This is a genomic window from Delftia sp. ASV31 (assembly GCF_016428765.1).
In the GTDB taxonomy this organism is placed as follows: Bacteria; Pseudomonadota; Gammaproteobacteria; order Burkholderiales; family Burkholderiaceae_C; genus Comamonas; species Comamonas acidovorans.
Genome location: NZ_JAELTK010000032.1, coordinates 13010 through 33467 on the forward strand (window position 1 = coordinate 13010; position 20458 = coordinate 33467).

Annotated in this window: 14 protein-coding genes; 8 read left to right on the forward strand and 6 right to left on the reverse strand. The window is 68.4% G+C overall.

Annotated features, from left to right (window positions below; translation table 11 throughout):
- The first annotated feature begins 93 nt into the window (after positions 1-93).
- From JHD82_RS13565 to JHD82_RS13585, 5 genes are all read left to right on the forward strand, one after another.
- On the forward strand, positions 94-819 hold the full coding sequence (locus JHD82_RS13565; protein ID WP_012206841.1) for a response regulator transcription factor: 726 nt from the start codon (positions 94-96) through the stop codon (positions 817-819).
- The gene (locus tag JHD82_RS13570; RefSeq protein WP_199136946.1) at positions 816-3038 is read left to right on the forward strand and encodes a HAMP domain-containing sensor histidine kinase; all 2223 of its coding nucleotides are present in this window, start codon (positions 816-818) and stop codon (positions 3036-3038) included. The genes JHD82_RS13565 and JHD82_RS13570 overlap by 4 nt, the downstream gene beginning before the upstream one ends.
- 41 nt (positions 3039-3079) lie before the next feature.
- On the forward strand, positions 3080-5113 hold the full coding sequence (gene dnaG, locus JHD82_RS13575; protein WP_199136948.1) for a DNA primase: 2034 nt from the start codon (positions 3080-3082) through the stop codon (positions 5111-5113).
- A gap of 263 nt (positions 5114-5376) precedes the next feature.
- Positions 5377-7818: an RNA polymerase sigma factor RpoD gene (rpoD, locus tag JHD82_RS13580; protein WP_199136950.1), complete on the forward strand. Its 2442-nt coding sequence runs from the start codon at positions 5377-5379 to the stop codon at positions 7816-7818.
- A 149-nt stretch (positions 7819-7967) separates the two neighbouring features.
- A complete protein-coding gene (locus JHD82_RS13585) occupies positions 7968-8447 on the forward strand; it encodes a CYTH domain-containing protein (RefSeq protein ID WP_199136952.1) in 480 nt (159 codons plus the stop codon).
- Between the two features lie 85 nt (positions 8448-8532).
- Here JHD82_RS13585 and JHD82_RS13590 read toward each other — a convergent pair whose 3' ends face one another.
- Both JHD82_RS13590 and JHD82_RS13595 read right to left on the reverse strand, forming a co-directional pair.
- The gene (locus JHD82_RS13590) at positions 8533-9039 is read right to left on the reverse strand and encodes an N-acetyltransferase (RefSeq protein ID WP_199136954.1); all 507 of its coding nucleotides are present in this window, start codon (positions 9037-9039) and stop codon (positions 8533-8535) included.
- A gap of 41 nt (positions 9040-9080) precedes the next feature.
- Positions 9081-10589, reverse strand: coding sequence for a PLP-dependent aminotransferase family protein (locus JHD82_RS13595; RefSeq protein WP_199136956.1), 1509 nt, complete (start codon positions 10587-10589; stop codon positions 9081-9083).
- Between the two features lie 145 nt (positions 10590-10734).
- Here JHD82_RS13595 and gabT point away from each other — a divergent pair, with 145 nt between their 5' ends.
- The 3 genes from gabT (at position 10735) to JHD82_RS13610 (ending at position 14639) form a co-directional block, all read left to right on the forward strand.
- The gene (gabT, locus tag JHD82_RS13600; RefSeq protein WP_199136957.1) at positions 10735-12045 is read left to right on the forward strand and encodes a 4-aminobutyrate--2-oxoglutarate transaminase; all 1311 of its coding nucleotides are present in this window, start codon (positions 10735-10737) and stop codon (positions 12043-12045) included.
- A 30-nt stretch (positions 12046-12075) separates the two neighbouring features.
- Positions 12076-13533: an NAD-dependent succinate-semialdehyde dehydrogenase gene (locus tag JHD82_RS13605; RefSeq protein ID WP_199136959.1), complete on the forward strand. Its 1458-nt coding sequence runs from the start codon at positions 12076-12078 to the stop codon at positions 13531-13533.
- A 128-nt stretch (positions 13534-13661) separates the two neighbouring features.
- Complete coding sequence (locus JHD82_RS13610; protein WP_012206850.1) at positions 13662-14639, forward strand: ketopantoate reductase family protein; 978 nt, start codon at positions 13662-13664, stop codon at positions 14637-14639.
- On the opposite strand, the gene JHD82_RS13615 is transcribed toward JHD82_RS13610, so the two are convergent.
- The 4 genes from JHD82_RS13615 to JHD82_RS13630 all read right to left on the reverse strand — a co-directional run bounded on the left by JHD82_RS13615 (position 14627) and on the right by JHD82_RS13630 (position 20399).
- The gene (locus JHD82_RS13615; RefSeq protein WP_199136961.1) at positions 14627-16807 is read right to left on the reverse strand and encodes a TonB-dependent receptor domain-containing protein; all 2181 of its coding nucleotides are present in this window, start codon (positions 16805-16807) and stop codon (positions 14627-14629) included. The genes JHD82_RS13610 and JHD82_RS13615 overlap by 13 nt on opposite strands.
- 212 nt (positions 16808-17019) lie before the next feature.
- Positions 17020-18405 (reverse strand): sulfite reductase subunit alpha, encoded by a 1386-nt coding sequence (locus tag JHD82_RS13620; RefSeq protein WP_199136963.1) that lies wholly within the window; start codon positions 18403-18405, stop codon positions 17020-17022.
- Between the two features lie 45 nt (positions 18406-18450).
- The gene (locus tag JHD82_RS13625; protein WP_199136985.1) at positions 18451-19527 is read right to left on the reverse strand and encodes an FAD:protein FMN transferase; all 1077 of its coding nucleotides are present in this window, start codon (positions 19525-19527) and stop codon (positions 18451-18453) included.
- A gap of 53 nt (positions 19528-19580) precedes the next feature.
- Positions 19581-20399 carry a DUF4198 domain-containing protein gene (locus JHD82_RS13630; RefSeq protein WP_199136965.1) on the reverse strand — a complete coding sequence of 273 codons (819 nt, stop codon included), beginning with the start codon at positions 20397-20399 and terminating at the stop codon, positions 19581-19583.
- Positions 20400-20458: the final 59 nt, after the last annotated feature.

The following is a 20458-nucleotide window of genomic DNA, read 5'->3' on the forward strand; positions in this document are numbered from 1 at the left end:
AAGAAAAACTCACACCCGGGCCGGCGCAGGGCCGAGATAATCCCGCGAACACCGCCACGGCGGCCTCCCCCGACCCCACCCCTGCACAGCCCCATGACCCGTATCGCCGTGATCGAAGACGACCTGCCCACCAGCAACCAGTTGGCGGGATGGATACGCAGTGCGCGCAGCGGCATCGTGATCGACCAATGGTTCACGCGCGACGAGGCCGAGGCCGCCCTGGCGCGCGAGCACTACGACGCCGTGGTCCTGGACATCGAGCTGGGCCGCGAGCGCCATGCGGGCGTGGCCCTGATCAACGCCATCAACAAGCTGGGCCAGGGCACGCCGGTGCTGGTGGTCTCGGCCATGCCGGCCGCCATCTACCGCAGCATCATGAAAGCGCTCGACGCCTGGGACTACCTGCAAAAGACCACCTTCGAGGAGGCGGACTTCATCGAGACTTTCCTCGACATCCTGCGCACCACGCAGCGCGCGGCGCCCGTGGCCGCGCAGGCCGCCGCAGCGCCCGCAGGCGACGCCCTGGTGCTGGACCCGCTGTGGCAGCGCACGCCCACCTGGCGCGGAGAGCGCATCAACCTGCCGCTGACGGCCCAGCGCATCCTGGCCACGCTGCACCAGCGCAGCGGCGAAGTGGTGTCCTACGACGAGCTGTTCGAGGTGGTCAAAAGCGGCCGCAACCGCGACAACGTGCGCAAGCACGTGAGCACCATCCGCGAGGCCCTGCGCGAGGTGGACCCGGGCTTCGAAGGCATAGAGAACGTGCCCATGCGCGGCTTTCGCTGGGTGGGCCAGGCCGGCGCCGCCGTCCGCACATGAAGCGCCTGCTCAATCCCAGGCTGGAGCTGCCCCGGCTGGAAGTGCCGCGCCTGGGCCTGGCCGCCTTCCGCCAACGCATCCTGCTGCGCGGCGTGTTCGTGCTGCTGGCCGTGGCCACGGTGGCGCTGAGCGTGGTGGTGCTCAAGGACGAGAAGGAACGCGCCTGGCAGGCCTACCAGCACGGCTTTGTGCGCAGCCAGGCCGAGGTCATGGCGCGGCTGCGCCATCCTTCGGGCCGGCTGGCCCTGCTCAACGCCGGCCACCTGGGCCAGGGCGTGACGCCGCTGGCGCCGCTGCTGCTGCCCTACGCGGCCATCGACTTCGACGATCCGCAAAAGTCCCAGCAGGCCGTGGAGATGGCCGGCTGCTCGGTGCAATATCCCGATGGCGCCTCGCTGTGCGCGGCCATTGGCAACAATCCCTACGCAGGCGGATTCATCTATCTGGTGGGCAGCTTCTTCGCAGGCGAGCTGACACCGCGCGAACGCGGCTCGCGCGAGCCCGCCCAGGCGCACCGCGCCCGCATCACGCTGGACATGCGCGGCAGCACCTACCGCTGGATCGCCCCCTATGAGGCCATGCCGCAGCAGGGCAACAAGTCCGGCAACGGCGAGCACGGCCGGCTCACCGGCTTTGTGGACAACGGCACGCCCCAGCTTGAGGCCCGCGCGCGGCCCGTGCGCGATTTCCGTGGCTGGCTCTGGCAGAACGGCCATTGCCGCGACCTGCCGCCTGGCGTGCAGGGCTATGCGGGCAATGACAAGACCCCCCCTGCAGCCGACTGCCTGCGCCGCACGCACTACTCCATCCGCCTGCCGGTCGAGCTGTTCCGCGAAGCCCTGTTCCGCAGGGACGTGCGCCCCGTCTGGCCGCCTGAAGACCTGGGCAGCATGCGTGTGCGCGTGGAAATGCTGGCCCCCGGGGACACGGAGCCGCCGCTGTTCGACAGCAATGCGCCGGGAGCGCAGCTTGCGGCCTCGCTCAACGACATCTCGCGCAGCCTGCTGCCCGGCGAGCGCGTGCAGATCCGCAAGGTGGGTGCCGACGAGGCCAGCGCCATCACCCTCAAGGGCGTGGATGTGCAGGCCGCGCCGTCGGCACCCTGGCTGCTGCGCCTGATCAGCTGGCTGCCGCTGGATGCGGCCGGCGTCTCCGCCGCCACCATGACCCCGGCCGTGCCCACGGGCCAGGACATCCTGGACACGCCCACGGGCAACTACACCGTCAGCTTCACCGGCCACCCGCGCGATGTGGAGCAGGGCCTGGCCGCCGTGGCCACGCGCCTGTCCTGGTACCTGGGCGCCATGCTGGCGGCCATTGCGCTGGCCTGGCTGATCGTCGAGCTGGGGCTGATCCGCCGCGTGACCGCCCTTACCCGGCGCGCCGCCGCCGTGTCCTACAACGTGCAGGACGGCCATGTCGGCCCGCGCCTGGGCGACCTCGAAGTGTCGGACCTTCGTGGTTCCGACGAGCTGGGCATTCTGGCCGGCGGACTGGCCGACCTGCTGCAGCGCGTGAAGGACGACCTGCAGCGCGAGCAACTGCGCGCCCAGCAGGAACGCGACATGTGGCATGCCGTGGGCCACGAGATCATGTCGCCCCTGCAATCGCTGATGGTGCTTTACGGGCCCGACGACCCCGGCCACCGCTACGTGCAGCGCATGCAGCAGGCCGTGCATGTGCTCTACGGCACGGCATCGCCGGCCGAGGCGCTGCAGGCCGCCAACGTGCCCGAAGGCCGGCTGGACCTGAACGCCTTCCTGTCCCACGTGGCCGCCAACGCGCACTTCGCGGGCATTGCCAACGTGGTCTACGAAGGCGGGAGCGAGGGCGAGGGCGGGAACAGGGGCGTCACGGGCGCCGTGATCGTGCGCGCCGACGAGTTTGCGCTGGAAGACGTGGTCACCCACATCCTGCGCAATGCCGACAGCTACCGGCCCGCGGGCACGGCCATCACGCTGTCGCTGTCGGCCTCGGAGTCCGCCGCCAGCGCCACGCTGCACAACCAGGGCGCCACCATTGCGGAGGACCTGCTGGAGCGCATCTTCGAGCTGGGCGTGTCCGCCCCCCAGGAGCCGGTGGCCGCCGGCAGCGCCGAGCACCGGGGCCAGGGCTTGTTCGTGGCCAGGACCTATATGGCGAAGATGGGCGGCACGATCAAGGCGCACAACACGCGCGATGGCGTGGCCTTCACGCTGACCTTCCAGCGCCTGGGCTGAGGGCCGGGCACCGCCGGCCAGTGCCCCCGGGGCACGGCCGGATGGCCCCGCGAAGGCACAATACGCGGGTGTCCATTCCCCAATCGTTCATCCAGGAATTGCTCTCGCGCGTCGACGTGGTCGATATCGTGGGACGCTACGTGCAGCTCAGGAAGGGCGGCGCCAACTTCATGGGCCTGTGCCCGTTCCACAGCGAGAAGTCGCCCTCTTTCACCGTCAGTCCCAGCAAGCAGTTCTATCACTGCTTTGGCTGCGGCAAGAATGGCAACGCCATCGGCTTTCTGATGGACCATGCCGGCATGGGCTTCGTCGAAGCCGTGCAGGATCTTGCCGGCCAGGTCGGCCTGCAGGTGCCGCAGGACGACATCAGCCCCGCCGAGCGCGAGCGCCAGGCCGCGCAAAAGCAGAAACAGGCCACCCTCACCGACGTGCTGGAAAAGGCAGGCGACGCCTACCGCAAGCACCTCAAGGCATCGCCCCAGGCGATCGACTACCTCAAGCGCCGCGGCGTCTCGGGCGAGACCGCCAAGCGCTTCGGCCTGGGCTACGCGCCTGCGGGCTGGCGGTCGCTGGCCAGCGTGTTCCCGCAGTACGACGATCCGCAGCTCGAAGAATCGGGCCTGGTCATCGTTGGCGAGGGCGACGACAAGCGCTACGACCGCTTCCGCGACCGGCTGATGTTTCCCATCCGCAACGTCAAGGGCGAGTGCATCGGCTTCGGCGGCCGCGTCTTCGGCGACGAGAAGCCCAAATACCTGAATTCGCCCGAAACCCCGGTCTTTCACAAGGGGCGCGAGCTCTATGGCCTGTTCGAGGCCCGCACCGCCCTGCGCGACATGGGCTATGCGCTGGTCACCGAAGGCTATATGGACGTGGTGGCCCTGGCCCAGCTGGGCTTTGCCAACGCCGTCGCCACGCTGGGCACGGCCTGCACGCCCGACCATATTCACAAACTGTTTCGATTTACCGAAGCCGTCGTCTTCAGCTTCGACGGCGACGCGGCGGGACGACGCGCCGCGCGCAAGGCGCTTGATGCCGCCCTGCCCTATGCCAGCGACACGCGCAGCGTCAAATTCCTCTTCCTGCCCGCCGAGCACGACCCGGACAGCTTCATCCGCGAGTACGGCAGCGAAGCCTTTGCCCGCTACGTGGGCGACGCGCTGCCGCTGAGCCGCTTTCTCATCGAGGCGGCCAGCGAAGGCTGCGACCTGGGCCAGGCCGAAGGCCGCGCCCACATGGCCAGCAATGCCCGCCCGCTGTGGACGGCCCTGCCCGACGGCGCGCTCAAGCGCCAGCTGCTGGGCGAGATCGCCGAACTCGTGCAGCTGGATGCGCGCGATCTCTCGGACCTGTGGTCGCAGGAAGCCGCCCGCAGCGGCCCGGCACGGGGCTCCATGGCCGGCGGCGCCCCCCATCCGGGCCAGGCCAGCCATGCACCGGCCGCGCCCGACTGGGGCCAGCCTGTCGAATACGGCGCGCCTTCGGGCTGGCCCGAGCGGGGCAGCCAGGGCGGCGGCGCGGGCGGCTGGCGCAGCGGCGAGCCCGGGCGCGGCGGCAAAAAGCCCTGGCCGCGCAAGCCCTGGGACAAGAATGGCCGGGCCGATTTCAACCCGCCCCCCATGGGACCGCGTGGCGCGCCAGCCACACGCACCGACCAGGCGGCACGCCTGCTCATGGCGCACATGGAATTCATGGAAGAACTCACCCATGAGGACTTCGAGGCACTGGCGCACTGCTCAGGCGAACATGGCGCCATGTTCCGCTGGATGGAGGCACAGTTCCAGGAATCCGGGGCCCGGCCCTTTGCCGTGCTGCGCGAGCAACTGCGCGGCCTGCCTCACGAAACGCTGGCAGACAGGCTCATGAGCGGCCCCCACGCGCATCCCGAGGGCGAACTGCCCGAGCTGCGCCGTGAGTTGCGTGATGTCCTCAATCGCATGGTCATCGTCCACATCAAGGCCCAGATCGACGAAGCCTTGCGCGACATGGCACGGGACCCCAGCGCCGCCCAGCGCTATCGCGATCTCTTTGCCCGACAGCAGGCCCTGGAAAACCAGATGCGCACTTCCTCTTGAAATCGAGGTAAGCAGATATAATTAGGGGCTATCGGCAAGAGCGACAGCAGCACCTCCGGACCGGGCCCCGTGAAGAACTCACGTGATTGCAGCAACTGCACGGCCCAATTTCCCGCAAGGACTGCACACCAAATGTTCGCCCAGACATCTTGCCTGGAACGTTTTTCGCTTCCCTGGCGGACCTAGTCCGTCCGCGCGTGCGCCTAGGTGGCGCTTGTTTGAGTTTCCCTTTGTGTGTGTTCGCTCCTGACCGTGAGGTGTTCATGCCCGTTTCAAAGTCCGTGAAGTCCAAGCAGGCCCCCGAAGCTCCAGCGAAGCCCAAGACTTCGACAACCTCTTCAGCCCCGGCCAAGGCCGGTGCCGGCAAAGCCGCTGCAGGACCGAAGAGCGCCGCATCTGCGGCCAAAGCAAAGAAAGATACCGACGTGGTAACCAAGTCCCAAGCCGAACTCAAAGCCATGGCCGACGAGCTGCTCGCCGCCGCGACCCCCAAGCGCGGCCGCAAGAAGGCAGCCGAAGGCGACGACGCCCCCGCCCAGACCGAAAAGAAGCCTGCCGCTGCCAAGAAGGCGCCGGCCAAGGCAGCCGCCAGCTCCACCGCCGCTGCCAAGACCCCCGCCAAGCGCGGCCGCAAGCCCAAGGCCAAGGAAGGCGGCGACGACATCGATGATGCCGACCTGTCCGATATCGATGGCGACATCGACGGCGAAGGTGAAGGCGAGTCCGAGGTCGAGACCGAAGTGGAAGTCGAGGTCGAGACCACTTCGGCCCCGGCCGAAAAGGTCAAGCCCCTGCGCATGAAGATCAGCAAGGCCAAGGAACGCGCCTTGATGAAGGAATTCGGCCTGGACGAAACCGTCCTGACCGAAGAGGAAATGTCCACCCGCCGCCAGCGCCTGAAGGCGCTGATCAAGCTGGGCAAGACGCGCGGCTACCTGACGCACAGCGAAATCAACGACCACCTGCCCGACAAGCTGGTCGATGCCGAGACGCTGGAAGTCGTGATCTCCATGCTCAACGACATGGGCGTGGCCGTCTACGAGCAGACGCCCGACGCGGAAACCCTGCTGCTGAACAACACGGGCCAGTCCGCCACCACCGAAGAGGAAGCCGAGGAAGAGGCCGAAGCCGCCCTGTCCACGGTGGACTCCGAGTTCGGCCGCACCACCGACCCCGTGCGCATGTACATGCGCGAAATGGGCACGGTCGAGCTGCTGACGCGCGAAGGCGAAATCGAAATCGCCAAGCGCATCGAAGGCGGCCTGATGGACATGATGGAGGCCATCTCGGCCTCGCCTGCCACCATCGCCGAGATCCTGGCCATGTCCGAGGAAATCCGCGAAGGCAAGGTCGTCATCTCCACCATCGTCGACGGCTTCGTCAACGCCAATGAGAACGACGACTACGTGGCCGAAGAAGACTTCGACGAATACGACGAAGAGGACGACGACGACGGCAAGGGCGGCTCCAAGGCGCTGACCAAGAAGCTCGAAGAACTCAAGAACGAGGCGCTGCGCCGCTTCGACGCCATGCGCGAGAACTTCGACAAGATGCACAAGGTGTACGACAAGGAAGGCTACGGCACGCCCACGTACATCAAGGTGCAGAAGGCCCTGACCGAAGAGCTGATGACCATCCGCTTCACGGCCAAGACCATCGAGAAGCTGTGCGACCTCGTGCGCGCCCAGGTGGATGACGTGCGCAAGAAGGAACGCGAGCTGCGCAAGATCATCGTGGACAAGTGCGGCATGCCGCAGGAGACCTTCATCGCCCAGTTCCCGCCCAACCTGCTGAACCTGCAGTGGGTGGTGCAGCAGGTCGCGGCCGGCAAGCCCTGGAGCAACGTGCTCGAGCGCAACATCCCGCCCGTGCAGGAGCTGCAGCAGAACCTGATCGACCTGCAATCGCGCGTGGTCGTGCCGCTGGACGAGCTCAAGCGCATCAACAAGCGCATGAACGATGGCGAGCGCGCCAGCCGTGACGCCAAGAAGGAGATGATCGAGGCCAACCTGCGCCTGGTGATCTCCATCGCCAAGAAGTACACGAACCGCGGCCTGCAGTTCCTGGACCTGATCCAGGAAGGCAACATCGGCCTGATGAAGGCGGTGGACAAGTTCGAATACCGTCGCGGCTACAAGTTCTCGACCTATGCCACGTGGTGGATCCGCCAGGCCATCACGCGCTCGATCGCCGACCAGGCGCGCACCATCCGCATCCCGGTGCACATGATCGAGACCATCAACAAGATGAACCGCATCTCGCGCCAGCATCTGCAGGAGTTCGGCTTCGAGCCCGATGCGTCCATCCTGGCGGCCAAGATGGAGATCCCCGAGGACAAGATCCGCAAGATCATGAAGATCGCCAAGGAGCCGATCTCCATGGAAACGCCGATCGGCGACGACGACGATTCGCACCTGGGCGACTTCATCGAGGACACCAACAACACCGCTCCCGTGGACGCCGCCATGCAGGCCGGCCTGCGCGACGTGGTCAAGGACATCCTCGACGGCCTCACCCCGCGCGAAGCCAAGGTGCTGCGCATGCGCTTCGGCATCGAAATGTCCACCGACCACACGCTGGAAGAAGTGGGCAAGCAGTTCGACGTCACGCGCGAACGCATCCGCCAGATCGAAGCCAAGGCCCTGCGCAAGCTCAAGCACCCGAGCCGCTCGGACAAGCTGCGCAGCTTCATCGACTCGCTGTAAGGCGCTGTGGATGCCGCCCCCCGGGCCGGCAACCGCCCCCTGGAAAGCCCCGCACTCCCCTGCGGGGCTTTTTGTTTGTGGCGGGCCATCTGCCGGGCAGGGCGACGGTGGCGCGATAGACTGCCGCCTTTGTCTGCACGGGCAACAGCATGGCTCTCGAAATCGAACGCAAATACCTGGTGGCCGACCCTGGCATCGTGGCAGGCCTGACCGGCGTGCGCATGGCGCAGGGATACATCGCCGACAACGGCATGTGGGTGCGGGTGCGCATCGCCGGAGACACCGGATTTCTCACGCTCAAGGGCCCGGCACGCGGCATGAGCCGGGCCGAATTCGAATACCAGATCCCGCGGGCCGATGCCGAGACGCTGCTGGCCCAGCACTGCGCGCATGGCGCTATCGACAAGGTGCGCTACATCGTGCCGGTGGACGGCTTCGACTTCGAGGTCGATGTGTTCGAAGGCCCCCTGGCCGGCCTGGTCACGGCCGAGATCGAACTGGCGAGCGAGGATATCCAGCCGCCATCGCCCGCCTGGCTGGGCGCGGAGGTCACCACCGACCTGCGCTACAGCAATTCGCAACTGGCCAAGACCCGGCAGTTGCCCTCACCGGCCGTGCTGCCGGGTTGACGCAGGACGGCCCTGTGGACGCCCCGGGGCTATAGGGACTGACGGCCGGGACTGACTGTAGGAACTGCCTGCGCTGTGCAGCGGTTCAGCCGCCGGCCCGGTCCAGGGCCATGGCCTGCACCTGCAATCCGGAGCCCTCGCGCAGCGGCTGCAGACCGCCCTGCGCCCGGAAGCCATGCGCCAAATACAGCCGCATGGCGGGAGAGTCTGCTGCGGTCACGCCCAGCCGCACACGCCGCATGCCCATCTGCCAGGCCCAGGCGACGGCCTGCGCCAGCAGCGCCTGGCCCGCACCCCGGCCACGCGCGGCAGGATCGACCCACATCTGAAAGAGGTCGGCCACGCCGGGCTCGTCGGCACACAGCTTGCACCAGACCAGGCCGCAGGCCTGTTCGCCGTTGACGGCGAAGAGCACCCTGTCCCTGCCCCCGGCAGCAGCGGCCTGCAGCCGTGCAGCCCAGTCCGGGTCAGCCCTTGCAGCCTCTGCCGCCCAGGTGCTGCCGAAGGCGTCGGGGGCATCGCGCAGGGCACGCAGGCGGATATCCCGGTACTGCGGCCATTCATGGGGGTCAACGGGGCGGATGGAGATCATGGAACCTTCTGCGTCAGGCAAAGGGGCTGGGAAAGAGAACCTCAGCCCCGGCCATGCCGGACTGCGAGCACCGCCAGCATGCGGAAGAAGGCGGCACCGATCTCCTCCTCGCAGACGCAGGCGTACCCCAGCAGCAGGCCGCGCCGCTTGTGCGGGCCTGCGTAATAGCGCGACAGCGGCTTGACGAAGATGCCGGCCTGCCGGAGATCCTCGGCAAGCGCCACATCGTCGTCCTGGCCCGGCAGCTGCATCACGAAATGCAGGCCTGCGCTGCTTTCCACCCAGGGCAGGTGGTCGGCGCCCAGGTAGCGCTCGATCAGGGACAGCAGCATGCGGCGGCGCTTGCCGTAGAGCAGGCGCATCTTGCGGATGTGGGCGGCGTAGTGGCCTTCGGTGATCAACTCGGCAATCACCTGCTGGGGCAGCTGGTGCCCCTCGCGGTACAGCTCGGAATGGATGCGCCGCAGGGGCTCGGCCAGCGCCGGTGGCAGCACCATGTAGCCCATGCGCAGCCCCGGATAGAGGGTTTTGCTGAAGGTGCCTATGTAGATCACGGGCGCACCTTCCTCCATGCCCTGCATGCTGGGCACGGGACTGCCGGAGAAGCGGAATTCGCTGTCGTAGTCGTCCTCCACGATCCAGGCGCCCACGCGGCGCGCATAGGCAATCAGCGCACGGCGCCGGGCCATGCTCATGACGGCGCCCAGGGGATATTGGTGCGAGGGCGTGACGAAAATCAGCCGGGGCGCGGGCAGGCCTTCGGGCAGTTGCATGCCCTCCTCGTCCACGGGCACGCTGTGCAGGTGCAGCCCGTGCTGCATGCGCAGCACATTGGCAATGCCCCAGTAGCCGGGCTCCTCCATCCACACGCAGTCGCCGGGATCGGCAAGGCTGCGCACCACCAGGTCGATGGCCTGGTGCACGCCTTCGGTGATCAGCACCTGGCCCGGCCCGCAGTCCACCGAGCGCGCCACGCGCAGGTGCTCGGCCAGGGCCTGCTTGAGCGCGTCCACGCCACCGCGCGTGCCGTAGGTCAGCAGTTGCGGCCCGGCGTGGCGCAGCAGGCGGTTGTGGATGCGCGCATAGGTGGCGCGCGGGAATTCGGTCACGTCGGGCACGCCGGGCATGAAGGCGCCCCATTGCTGCTCGGAGGCCTGGGCCGTTCTCAGCAGGGCCTGCGCCTGTGCAGACAGGCCGCCGCCCGGTGCGGGCGCCGCGGCGGTGGCGCGGCGTGCGGGCGCACGCCCGCCGCTCAGCAGCAAGGCCGCGGGCAGGGTGTCCACCACATGCGTGCCCCGCCCCACCTGGCTGCGCACATAGCCCTCCACCTGCAGCTGCTCGTAGGCGTGGTTGACGGTGTTGCGCGACACGCCCAGCTCGCGCGCCAGGTCACGCGAGGCAGGCAGACGGCTGCGCGGCAACAGGGCCCCGCTGTCTATGGCCTGGCGGATGGCCAGGTACAGGCCCCGGTTGAGATGGGTGCGGTCTCCGCCCAGCCCGCGCCAGTCCATCTGGAGGATGAGATCCGCGCACACGGAGGGTTTTGCCATGCCTGCCTTGGTGGAGTGAGGATAGAGCTGGAGGTGGAGGCGCGCTCAATTGGCACCACCATCTTTTCAAAAGATGGCTCCAGTCATGGAACCAATGGCCACTATAACGGGAAGCCTTGCATCCCCATCAACGGAGAACCCTCTCATGTCCAGCGCCACCGCCTCTTCCCCGAACCAGCAACTCCAGAACCGGCGCAACGCCGCCATGCCGCGCGGCGTGGGCGTGATGTGCGGCTTCCATGCCGTGCAGGCCGACAACGCCCTGCTGACCGATGCCGAGGGCCGGCAGTACATCGATTTCGCGGCCGGCATTGCCGTGCTCAACACGGGCCACCGCCATCCGCGCGTGGTCCAGGCCGTGCAGCAGCAACTGGAGCGCTTCACGCACACGGCCTTCCAGATCGTTCCCTACGAAAGCGCGATTGCGCTGGCCGAGCGCATCAATGCGCTGGCGCCCATCGCCGGCCCGGCCAAGACCGCCTTCTTCACCACGGGCGCCGAGGCCGTGGAGAACGCCGTCAAGATCGCGCGCCATGCCACGGGCCGCTCGGCCGTGATCGCCTTCCAGGGCGCCTTCCATGGCCGCACCCAGCTGGGCATGGCACTGACGGGCAAGGTGGCGCCCTACAAGCAGGGCTTCGGCCCCATGCCGGGCGAAGTCTTCCACGCGCCCTTCCCCGGCGAGCAGGCGGGCGTGAGCGTGCAGCAGTCGCTGGACGCCATTGCCATGCTGCTCAAGACCTCGGTGGACCCGCAGCGCGTGGCCGCCATCATCGTGGAGCCCGTCCAGGGCGAAGGGGGCTTCCACCCCGTGCCTGCCGCCCTGTTCACCGGCCTGCGCCAGCTGTGCGACCAGCACGGCATGCTGCTGATCGCCGACGAGGTGCAGACCGGCTTCGCTCGCACGGGCAAGCTGTTCGCCATGGAGCACTACGGCGTGCAGCCCGACCTGATCACCATGGCCAAGAGCCTGGGCGGCGGCCTGCCGATCTCGGGCGTGGTGGGCCGCGCGGCCGTCATGGACGCGCCGCACCCCGGCGGCCTGGGCGGCACCTATGCCGCCAACCCGCTGGCCGTGGCCGCAGCCCATGCCGTGCTCGACGTGATCGATGAAGAACGGCTGTGCGAGCGCGCCCATGCACTGGGCAACCAGCTGCGCGCGCGCCTGCAAGCCCTGCAGACGCAGGATGCCGGCATTGCCGACGTGCGCGGCCTGGGCTCGATGCTGGCCGTGGAGTTCCGCCTTCCCGGCAGCGGCGAGCCCGATGCGCAGCGCGTGGCCGCCGTCGTCCGGCACGCGCAGGAGCAGGGCCTGCTGCTGCTCACCTGCGGCCTGTACGGCAACGCCATCCGCTTTCTCTATCCGCTGACGATTCCACAGCCGCTGTTCGCCAGGGCCCTGGACATCATCGACAGCGCCATCACCCAGAGCGCGTCCCAGCCAGTCGCCGCCTGAATCCCCATCCCAGCCACACCCTGCCGCACCATGAGTCTTTCACTGCAACGCCCCGATCTGTTCCGCCAGGCCTGCCTGCTCGCCGAGGGCTGGCGAGCCGTGGGCTCCGGCCCCGCCATCGACGTCTTCAACCCCGCCACGGGCGAGCGCCTGGGCCAGGTGCCCGCCCTGCAGGCCGGCGAGACCGAAGCCGCCATTGCCGCCGCACAGCGCGCCCTGCCCGCCTGGGCCGCGCTGACGGGCAAGCAGCGCGCCGGCATCCTGCGCCGCTGGTTCGACCTGATGCTGGCGCACCAGGACGATCTGGCGCGGCTGATGACCCTGGAGCAGGGCAAGCCCCTGGCCGAGGCACGCGGCGAGATCGCCTACGCGGCCTCCTTCATCGAATGGTTTGCCGAGGAAGGCAAGCGCGTGGACGGCGAACTGCTGCAGTCCCCCAATGCCAGCCAGCAACTGCTCACGCTGCGCCAGCCCATTGGCGTGTGCGCCGCCATCACGCCCTGGAACTTTCCGGCCGCCATGATCACGCGCAAGGCCGGCCCGGCGCTGGCCGCCGGCTGCACCATGCTGGTCAAGCCGGCCGAAAGCACGCCCTTCACCGCCCTGGCCTTGGGCGTGCTGGCCGAGGAGGCCGGCATTCCCGCCGGCGTCTTCCAGGTGCTGACCGGCCACCCGCAGGACATCGGCCAGGCACTGACCCAAAGCCCCGTGGTGCGCAAGCTCAGCTTCACGGGCTCCACGGCCACCGGGCGGCTGCTGATGCGCCAGTGCAGCGACACGGTCAAGAAGCTGTCGCTGGAGCTGGGCGGCAATGCGCCGTTGATCGTGTTCGACGATGCCGATATCGACCAGGCCGTGGCCGGCATCCTGGCCTCCAAGTTCCGCAACGCGGGCCAGACCTGCGTATGCGCCAACCGCATCTATGTGCACGACCGCATCCACGACGAACTGGCCCGCCGCCTGGCGCGGGCCATGGCGGAGTTCAAGGTCGGCAACGGCCTGGAGCCCGGCGTGACGCATGGCCCGCTGATCAACGAGGCCGCCGTGCAAAAGGTGGAAAGCCATGTGGCCGACGCGCTGTCCAAGGGCGCACGCCTGCTGGCCGGAGGCAGGCGCCCGGTGCCGGGCAAGCTGTTCTTCGAGCCCACGCTGCTGGCCGATGTGAACGACAGCATGCGGGTCTGCGAGGAAGAGACCTTCGGCCCGCTGGCGCCGCTGTTCCGTTTCCACGACGAGGACGAAGTGGTGCGCCGCGCCAACGACACCATCTACGGCCTGGCCGCCTATCTGTTCACCAACGACAACCGCCGCATCTGGCGCGTATCGCGTGCGCTGGAGTACGGCATGGTGGGCATCAATACCGGCCTGATCTCCAACGAGGTCGCGCCCTTCGGCGGCGTCAAGCAGTCCGGCCTGGGCCGCGAGGGCTCGCGCCACGGCATCGAGGAATACCTGGAAACCAAGTACCTGTGCCTGCAGACGGCATGAGGATGGTATGAGCACGGCATGAGGACGGCCTGAAGTCCAAAGTGCCCCCCCGGCAGGGAAGACAGCATGGGCCCTTGACGGCAGCCTGGCTAGACTGGGCGCCATCAAAGGCCTATCCGATTCGCACCATGGACGCTTCTTCCGCCAGCCCCTCCTCCCCCACCGCGCCGCTGCGCATCGCCGTCATGGGCGCAGGCGCCGTGGGCTGCTATTTCGGCGCACTGCTGGCACGCGCCGGCCACCAGGTCACGCTGATTGGCCGTCCCGCCCATGTGCAGGCCGTGCAGCAGCATGGCCTGCGGCTGGAGACGGCGGCGCTGGACATCCAGGTACCCATGCAGGCATCGACCGAGGCCAGCGCCGTGCGCGATGCCGATGTGGTGATGTTCTGCGTCAAGTCCACGGCCACCGAGGAAGCGGCCCGCGAGATGCAGCCGCACCTGGCGCCGGGCGCCCTGGTGCTGACCATGCAAAACGGCGTGGACAACGACGAGCGAGTGCGCGCCGTGCTGGGCCCGTCCGTTTCCGTGGCGGCCGCCGTGGTCTATGTGGCCACGGCCATGGCCGGTCCCGGCCATGTGCGCCACTTCGGGCGTGGCGAGCTGGTCATCGCGCCCTCTGCACTCAGCGAACAGGTGGCCCGGCAATTTGGCGCGGCGGGCATTGCCGTGCAGGTATCACCCGATGTGCGCGGCGCGCTGTGGGCCAAGCTGGTGATCAACTGCGCCTACAACGCGCTGTCGGCGCTGTGCCAGCTGCCCTACGGCCCGCTGGTGCAGGCGCCCGGCGTGGCGCACGTGGTGGACGACGTGGTGGCCGAATGCCTCGCCGTGGCAAGGGCCGACGGCGTGGCCCTGCCCGGCGACGTGCCCGCTGCCGTGCGCGGCCTGCCGGCCACCATGCCGGGCCAGTTCTCGTCCACCGCCCAGGATCTGGCGCTGGGCAAGCCCAGCGAAATCGACCACCTGAACGGCTACGTGGTGCGGCGCGGCGAGGCCCTGGGCGTGCCCGTGCCGCTGAACCGCACGCTGCAGGTGCTGGTCAGGCTGGCCCCGTCACGCGTGCAGGCCAGCCAGGCGCCCCGGAACCCGCCTCAGAACTCGTAGTTGGCGGACACCCACAGGCGGCGGCCTTCCTGGCTGTTCGCGTAGCGGTTGCCAAACAGCAGGGCTCCCTGGACCTGGCCCGGTACGTTGTAGGGCTGGTAGTCCACGAAACCCTTGTTGAACAGGTTGTAGATGGCCGCGTTGATGGTGAACTGCTTGCTCACGCGGTAGCTGCCACCCAGGTGGAACTGCGTGTAGGGCTTGTAGTTGCCCAGCGCGGCCTTGGCGGCCTGGGAGCTGGCGCTGGTGCCGGGGTCGCGGAAGCGTTCGCTGCGGTATTCGGCACGCAGCCACAGGCTCCACTGGGCACCCGGCTCCCAGTTCAGGCGGGCGTTGAGCGCATGCTTGGGCGTGTCGCTCAGCGGGTTGCCGCGGTTGGGGCCGCTCTTTTGCTCGCTCCTGGTGAAGGTGTAGTTCGCGCTGGCATTCCAGCCGCGCGCCAGCGGCATGCGCGCGCTCAGCTCCAGCCCGCGCGTGACGGCCTCGTCCACGTTGATGGACTGGCCGAAGGCATCCACCAGGGGCCAGTTGCCGAAGCTCACGCAGCCGGGCCGGTTGGGCGCTGCCGCGAAGTCGCAGTTGATCAGGCCCGGGCCGCTGGTGATCTTGTCCTTGAACTCGTTGTTGAACACCGTGGCGCTGCCTGCAAAGCCCGTGGGGCTGTCGAAATAGACGCCCAGTTCGGTGGTGCGGCTGGTTTCGGGCTTGAGGTTGGGGCTGCCCACCAGCGGCAGGCGGCCCTGCTGGCCGAAGCCGTTGATGCCGGGCGCCAGCTGTTCCACGCGCGGCGTCTTGTAGCCGTTGCTGATGCCGCCCTTCACGGTCCACTGCGGCGCGGCATTCCACACGCCGTAGATGCGCGGGCTGAGCTTGCCGCCGAAGAGGCTGTGGCGGTCATAGCGCGCGCCCAGCGTGAGCTTGAAGGCGTCGGTCAGGCTCCACTCGTCCTCGGCAAACAGGGCCTTCTGCGTGAAGGCGAACTTGTTCGGCGCCACGCCGTCCTTCATCTCGGCATCCCACCACTGGCCGCCCAGCGTGGTCAGGTGGGCGCCCCAGGGCAGGACCAGCTTGCTGTCCAGCACCTTGCTTTCCACCTCCAGCGTGCGCGCAGCGCCCGGTGTCGCGCCCGGCGTTCCCGGGGGAATGGTGCGGCCCATGGTTTCGGTGCGGTTGACCATGAAGCTGGTGTCCCAGGTTCCGAAGCCGAAGCGGCCCGTGTGCGCCAGCGTGAGCTGGTCGCGGTTGTATTTCTGTTCGGGGCCGTAGCCGCCCTGCAGCCCCAGCGTGCCGAGCTGGCCGCGCGAGTTGTCATAGGTCTGGCGGCCCGAGTCCAGGTCCAGCGTGATGTCGTGGTACCTGTTGGGCGTGAGCGCCAGGCGCAGGCCCAGGTTGTTGATCTCGGACTTGACAGGGTTGCCGCCCATGAGGGGAACGGCGGGCTGGCCGTTGGCGCCCGCATAGGTGATGTCCGAAGCGGCCCGGCGCTGCGTGCTGCCGCGGATCGACAGGCCCAGCAGGTCCTCCTTGATGGGGCCGCTCAGGTAGAACTTGCCGGATTTGATGTCGCCGAACTCCGACTCTTCCTGCAGCGTGTAGTCGGCGCTGACGCTGCCCGTCCAGGTCTTGCCGACCTTGCGGGTGATGATGTTGATCACGCCGCCCATGGCGTCGGAGCCGTAGAGCGTGGACATGGGGCCGCGGATGACCTCGATGCGCTCGATGGCGCCGATGGGCGGCATGAAGCTGGTCTGCGTCTCGCCAAAGCCGTTGGGCGTGACGTTGCCGGCCGAGTTCTGGCGGCGGCCGTCGATGAGCACCAGCGTGTAGTCGCTGGGCATGCCGCGGATGCTGATGTTCAGGCCGCCGGTCTTGCCTGCGGGGGCGCCCACGTCGATGCCTTCCACGCTTTCCAGCGCGTCGGTCAGGCTGCCGAAGCGGCCCTTGGCCAGTTCCTCACGCGGTATGACGGTGATGGAGGCCGGCGCCTCCTTGATGTCCTGCTCGAAACCCGAGGCGGAGACCACGACTTCGCGCAGCTCCGTGGCGGGCGCGGCATTGCCTGTTGCCGTCTGTGCACAGACGGCGCCCGAAGCGCAGACGGCAGCCACCACAAGGGCCAGATGGGAAGGACGCGACGGAAGAACTCCGCGCAGATCGCGATACGACATGCAAACACTCCAGAAACGGAAAACGGGCTGTGGGGCCCGTGAAACTCGCTTTGAAATGATTGGTTATGCGATGGGATGGGGATATGTAACGAAATTATATGAACATTGAGAATCATTTCCATTCTCATGAGCACAATAGGATTTATCTGTCGTGCCGATGCTACGTTCCTAGGAGCAAACCGGGCCCATCTTTGCGCTGGCGCAAGCGGCGTTCAGTACACATCGCGCCGGTATCGGCCGCTGCGCACCAGCAGCTCCATCTGCGCCTCGCCCAGCACGGCGTGCAGCGCCTGGTCCACGCCCTGGGCCATGCCCTGCAGGCTGCCGCACACGTAGATGGCTGCGCCCTGCGCCACCCATTGGCGCAAGACATCGCCGGACTGCGCCAGCAGGTCCTGCACATAGGCGCGCGGCGCGCCTTCGCTGCGGTCGCGCGAGAAGGCCAGGTCCAGGCGCTGCAGCACGCTGCCATCGCACCATGCCTGAAGCTCGTCGCCGTACAGCCGGTCGTGCGCCGCATTGCGCTCCCCGAACAGCAGCCAGTTGGGACCCAGGCCCGCCGCAGCACGCGCGCGCAGGTGGCTGCGCAGGCCGGCCAGGCCCGTGCCGTTGCCGATCAGCACCAGCGGGCGCTGCAGGTTGTCTTCCAGCCGGAAATTGCGGTGCGCACGCAGCCGCAGGGTGATGGCTGCACCCAGGGGCGCGCCCTGCGTGAGCCAGCCCGAGGCCAGGCCCGGCGAGCCATCCTCGCGCCGCGCCTGGCGCACCAGCAGGTGCACGCAGCCATCCTGGGCGATGGAGGCGATGGAGTACTCGCGCGGATGCTGCGGGTCCGCAGGAATGCAGACCTGCGCCAGGTCGCCGGACTCCCACAGCGCGCGCTCCGTTGCAGGGGGCTGCAGCTCGATGTGGAACACCGGCTCGCCTGCGCTGCCCGGGTTCATGTGCCGGCGCGCGGCCAGCGTCCATTCGCTGAAGACCGGCTGCTCCCATGCCGGCATGTCGCCCAGGCTGCTGATCTGGGTCAGCTGGTGCTGCCAGGCGGTCAGGGCCTGCGGCGCGCCGTTGTCCATTTCAATGCGCTCGAACCAGGGACTGGCGCCACCGGCACGCAGCCAGCTGTCCAGCGCGCGGCCAAAGCCGCAGAACTGCGCGTACTGCCGGTCGCCCAGCGCCAGCAGGCCGTATTGCAGATGGGACAGCGGCCGTGCATCGGCCATGGCGTGCGCCAGGAACAGCGCCGCGTTGTCGGGCGGATCGCCTTCGCCATAGGTGCTGGCGATGAACAGCGCCCTTTGCGTGCGCGCCAGCAGGTCGGCATCCACAGCGTCCAGGGCGCACAGGTGCACGCTTTCTCCGGCCGTGTGCAGCAGTCGGGCGGTCTCGCGCGCCAGTTCCTCGGCCTGGCCGGTCTGGCTGGCATAGGCCACGAGCAGGGGCAGCGCGCCCTCGCGTGCGCTGGTCAGCGCAGCCGCCTCCTGCCGGGCCCGCATGCGCTGGCGGCGCTCGCGCCACCAGATGGCGGCGCACATGGCCGCATAGAGCAGGACCAGCACGGCGGCTGCGAGTACGCGCAGCCCGGTTTCGGACAAGGTCATGGCAGGGACCGGAAATCTACACGGCGGAAAAAGGGAAGGAAACGCTCACGGCAGCAGCGCGGCAAAAGCCGTTGTCATCGCCATGGCAGGGCCTTGCGCAGTGCGCTCGCACAGCAGCGCCGCCACGCCGCGCTGCTCGGCAAAGTCCAGGCCCTCGCGCGGCCCCAGCACGGTGAGCACGGTGGCCAGGGCGTCGGCTTGCATGCATTCGGCATGCAGCACGGTGACGCTGGTCAGGCCATGCGCCACGGGCTCGCCGCTGCGCGGATCGATGGTGTGGGAGTAGCGGCGCCCGCCCTGCTCGAAGGCATGCCAGTGGTCGCCCGAGGTGGCGATGGCCATGTCGCGCAGCGGCAGCGCCAGCGGCGTGGACTGGTCCGCCATGCTGGCCACGGCCACGCGCCAGGGCTGGTTGCCAGGGCGCTGACCGCAGGCACGCAGCTCGCCGCCCACCTCGACGAGGAAATCGGTATGGCCCAGCGCCTGCAGGCGCTCGGCGACCAGGTCCACCGAATAGCCTTTGGCGATGCCGCTGAAGTCCACATGGACGGCGCCGGGCTGCAGCGCGCGCAGGCCCGCCAGGTCCAGCACGATGCGCTGGTAGCCCACGCGCTCGCGCACCCGCCGCAGCGCATCGGCATCGGGGATGCCGGCGCCCCGCGCCTTTGCCGCGCGCGGGCCGAAGCCCCACAGATCGACCAGCGGCCCCACGGTAGGGTCCCAGGCGCCGCCGCTGGCCTGTGCCCACTCGAGTGCGCAGGTCAGCACGGTGAAGAATTCGGGCGGCAGTGCATGCCAGCTGCCGGGCTCGGCGCGGTTGAAGCGCGAGATGTCGGAGTCGGCTTCCCAGTTGCTCATCTGGCGCACGACCAGGGCCAGCGCAGCCTCTATGGCCTGGTGCGCCTCATCGAGCGGGCGGAAATCCGGGTTGTGCAGGCGCACGCTCCAGGTCGTGCCCATGGCCTCGCCGGTGAGTGTTTGCAGCGCGGCGGGGTCTGCCCGCCGCACGGCCTGCGGCGCGTAGCCGGAGACGGCAAAGGACGCCGCGCCTGTGGGCACAGGCGCGGCAAGGCCCCGGCCTGCGCTGCCCTGCAACAGGGCGGGCGCGAAGCTCACGCGCACGGCCACGGGCACGGGCACGGGCGCAGACGGAGCCCCGGGTGGGGACGCAAGGCTCAGGGCAGCACCTCGAACGTGCCCACGTAGGACAGGCGGCGCTCCTTGGCCTGGGGCAGCGATGTCTTGCTGTCCTGGGCATCGGCATCCACCCAGTACATGCCGGCGCTGGGCCAGGTCACGCTGAACTCGCCCTTGGCGTCGGTCGTGGCCTTGATCTCGCCCTTGTTGTCGCGGTAGCGCGTGGCGCCGGGCACCAGCACGACTTCCAGGTTGGCGGCGGGCTTGCCGTCCACATGGAAGGCGAAGGTGGCCTTCTCGCCCTTGACCAGGTCGTTGGGATGGGTCACGGGCACCAGCTCCAGCCCCTTGCCGGAAGGCTTGACGGCACTGGGCTTGCCCACGGTCACGAAGGTCTCGATGCGGCCCACGGACTGGGTCACCTTCAGGTCCTGCGCGTCGGCGGGCACATCGGCGGCGAACTTCTCGGGCGAGCCGCGCCAGCGGCGGTTCTGGCCCGTGGCCTTGTCCTTCCAGGAGGCAAACAGGCCGTCGTTGACGATGGCCAGGCGGTAGGTGCCGCTTTGCTGCAGGTCCAGGTCGAACACGCTGCGCAGCTTGCCGCGATGGGCATTCTGCGGCGCGACGGCCGAGCCGTCCGGCGCCGAGACAACGAGGTTGTCCAGGCCCAGCGGCACGTGGTTGAAGAAGAACAGGTCGTTGGAGACAGCGGCATCCACCGTGATCCATTCGGCCTTGGACAGCACCGTGGTCGAGGGCAGCAGCCACAGGTTGTGGGCCTGCGCGGCCTGGAAGGCGCCGCAGGCAATGGCGAGGCTGGCAGCCAGACGGACGGCAAAGCGGGTCTTGGACTTCATGAAAAATCTCCTTGGTTCGTGGATGGGTCTGGCACGTGCAGCGATGGCGTCGCCCCCCT

Bases quoted from the DNA above. Each gene is read 5' to 3' on its own strand.
- JHD82_RS13630 (WP_199136965.1), bottom strand. From the start codon at position 20,399: ATGAAGTCCAAGACCCGCTTTGCCGTCCGTCTGGCTGCCAGCCTCGCC.
- JHD82_RS13610 (WP_012206850.1), top strand. From the start codon at position 13,662: ATGGACGCTTCTTCCGCCAGCCCCTCCTCCCCCACCGCGCCGCTGCGC.
- JHD82_RS13585 (WP_199136952.1), top strand. From the start codon at position 7,968: ATGGCTCTCGAAATCGAACGCAAATACCTGGTGGCCGACCCTGGCATC.
- JHD82_RS13565 (WP_012206841.1), top strand. From the start codon at position 94: ATGACCCGTATCGCCGTGATCGAAGACGACCTGCCCACCAGCAACCAG.
- rpoD (WP_199136950.1), top strand. From the start codon at position 5,377: ATGCCCGTTTCAAAGTCCGTGAAGTCCAAGCAGGCCCCCGAAGCTCCA.
- dnaG (WP_199136948.1), top strand. From the start codon at position 3,080: ATGGCCCCGCGAAGGCACAATACGCGGGTGTCCATTCCCCAATCGTTC.
- JHD82_RS13595 (WP_199136956.1), bottom strand. From the start codon at position 10,589: ATGGCAAAACCCTCCGTGTGCGCGGATCTCATCCTCCAGATGGACTGG.
- JHD82_RS13620 (WP_199136963.1), bottom strand. From the start codon at position 18,405: ATGACCTTGTCCGAAACCGGGCTGCGCGTACTCGCAGCCGCCGTGCTG.
- JHD82_RS13590 (WP_199136954.1), bottom strand. From the start codon at position 9,039: ATGATCTCCATCCGCCCCGTTGACCCCCATGAATGGCCGCAGTACCGG.
- gabT (WP_199136957.1), top strand. From the start codon at position 10,735: ATGTCCAGCGCCACCGCCTCTTCCCCGAACCAGCAACTCCAGAACCGG.
- JHD82_RS13570 (WP_199136946.1), top strand. From the start codon at position 816: ATGAAGCGCCTGCTCAATCCCAGGCTGGAGCTGCCCCGGCTGGAAGTG.
- JHD82_RS13615 (WP_199136961.1), bottom strand. From the start codon at position 16,807: ATGTCGTATCGCGATCTGCGCGGAGTTCTTCCGTCGCGTCCTTCCCAT.
- JHD82_RS13605 (WP_199136959.1), top strand. From the start codon at position 12,076: ATGAGTCTTTCACTGCAACGCCCCGATCTGTTCCGCCAGGCCTGCCTG.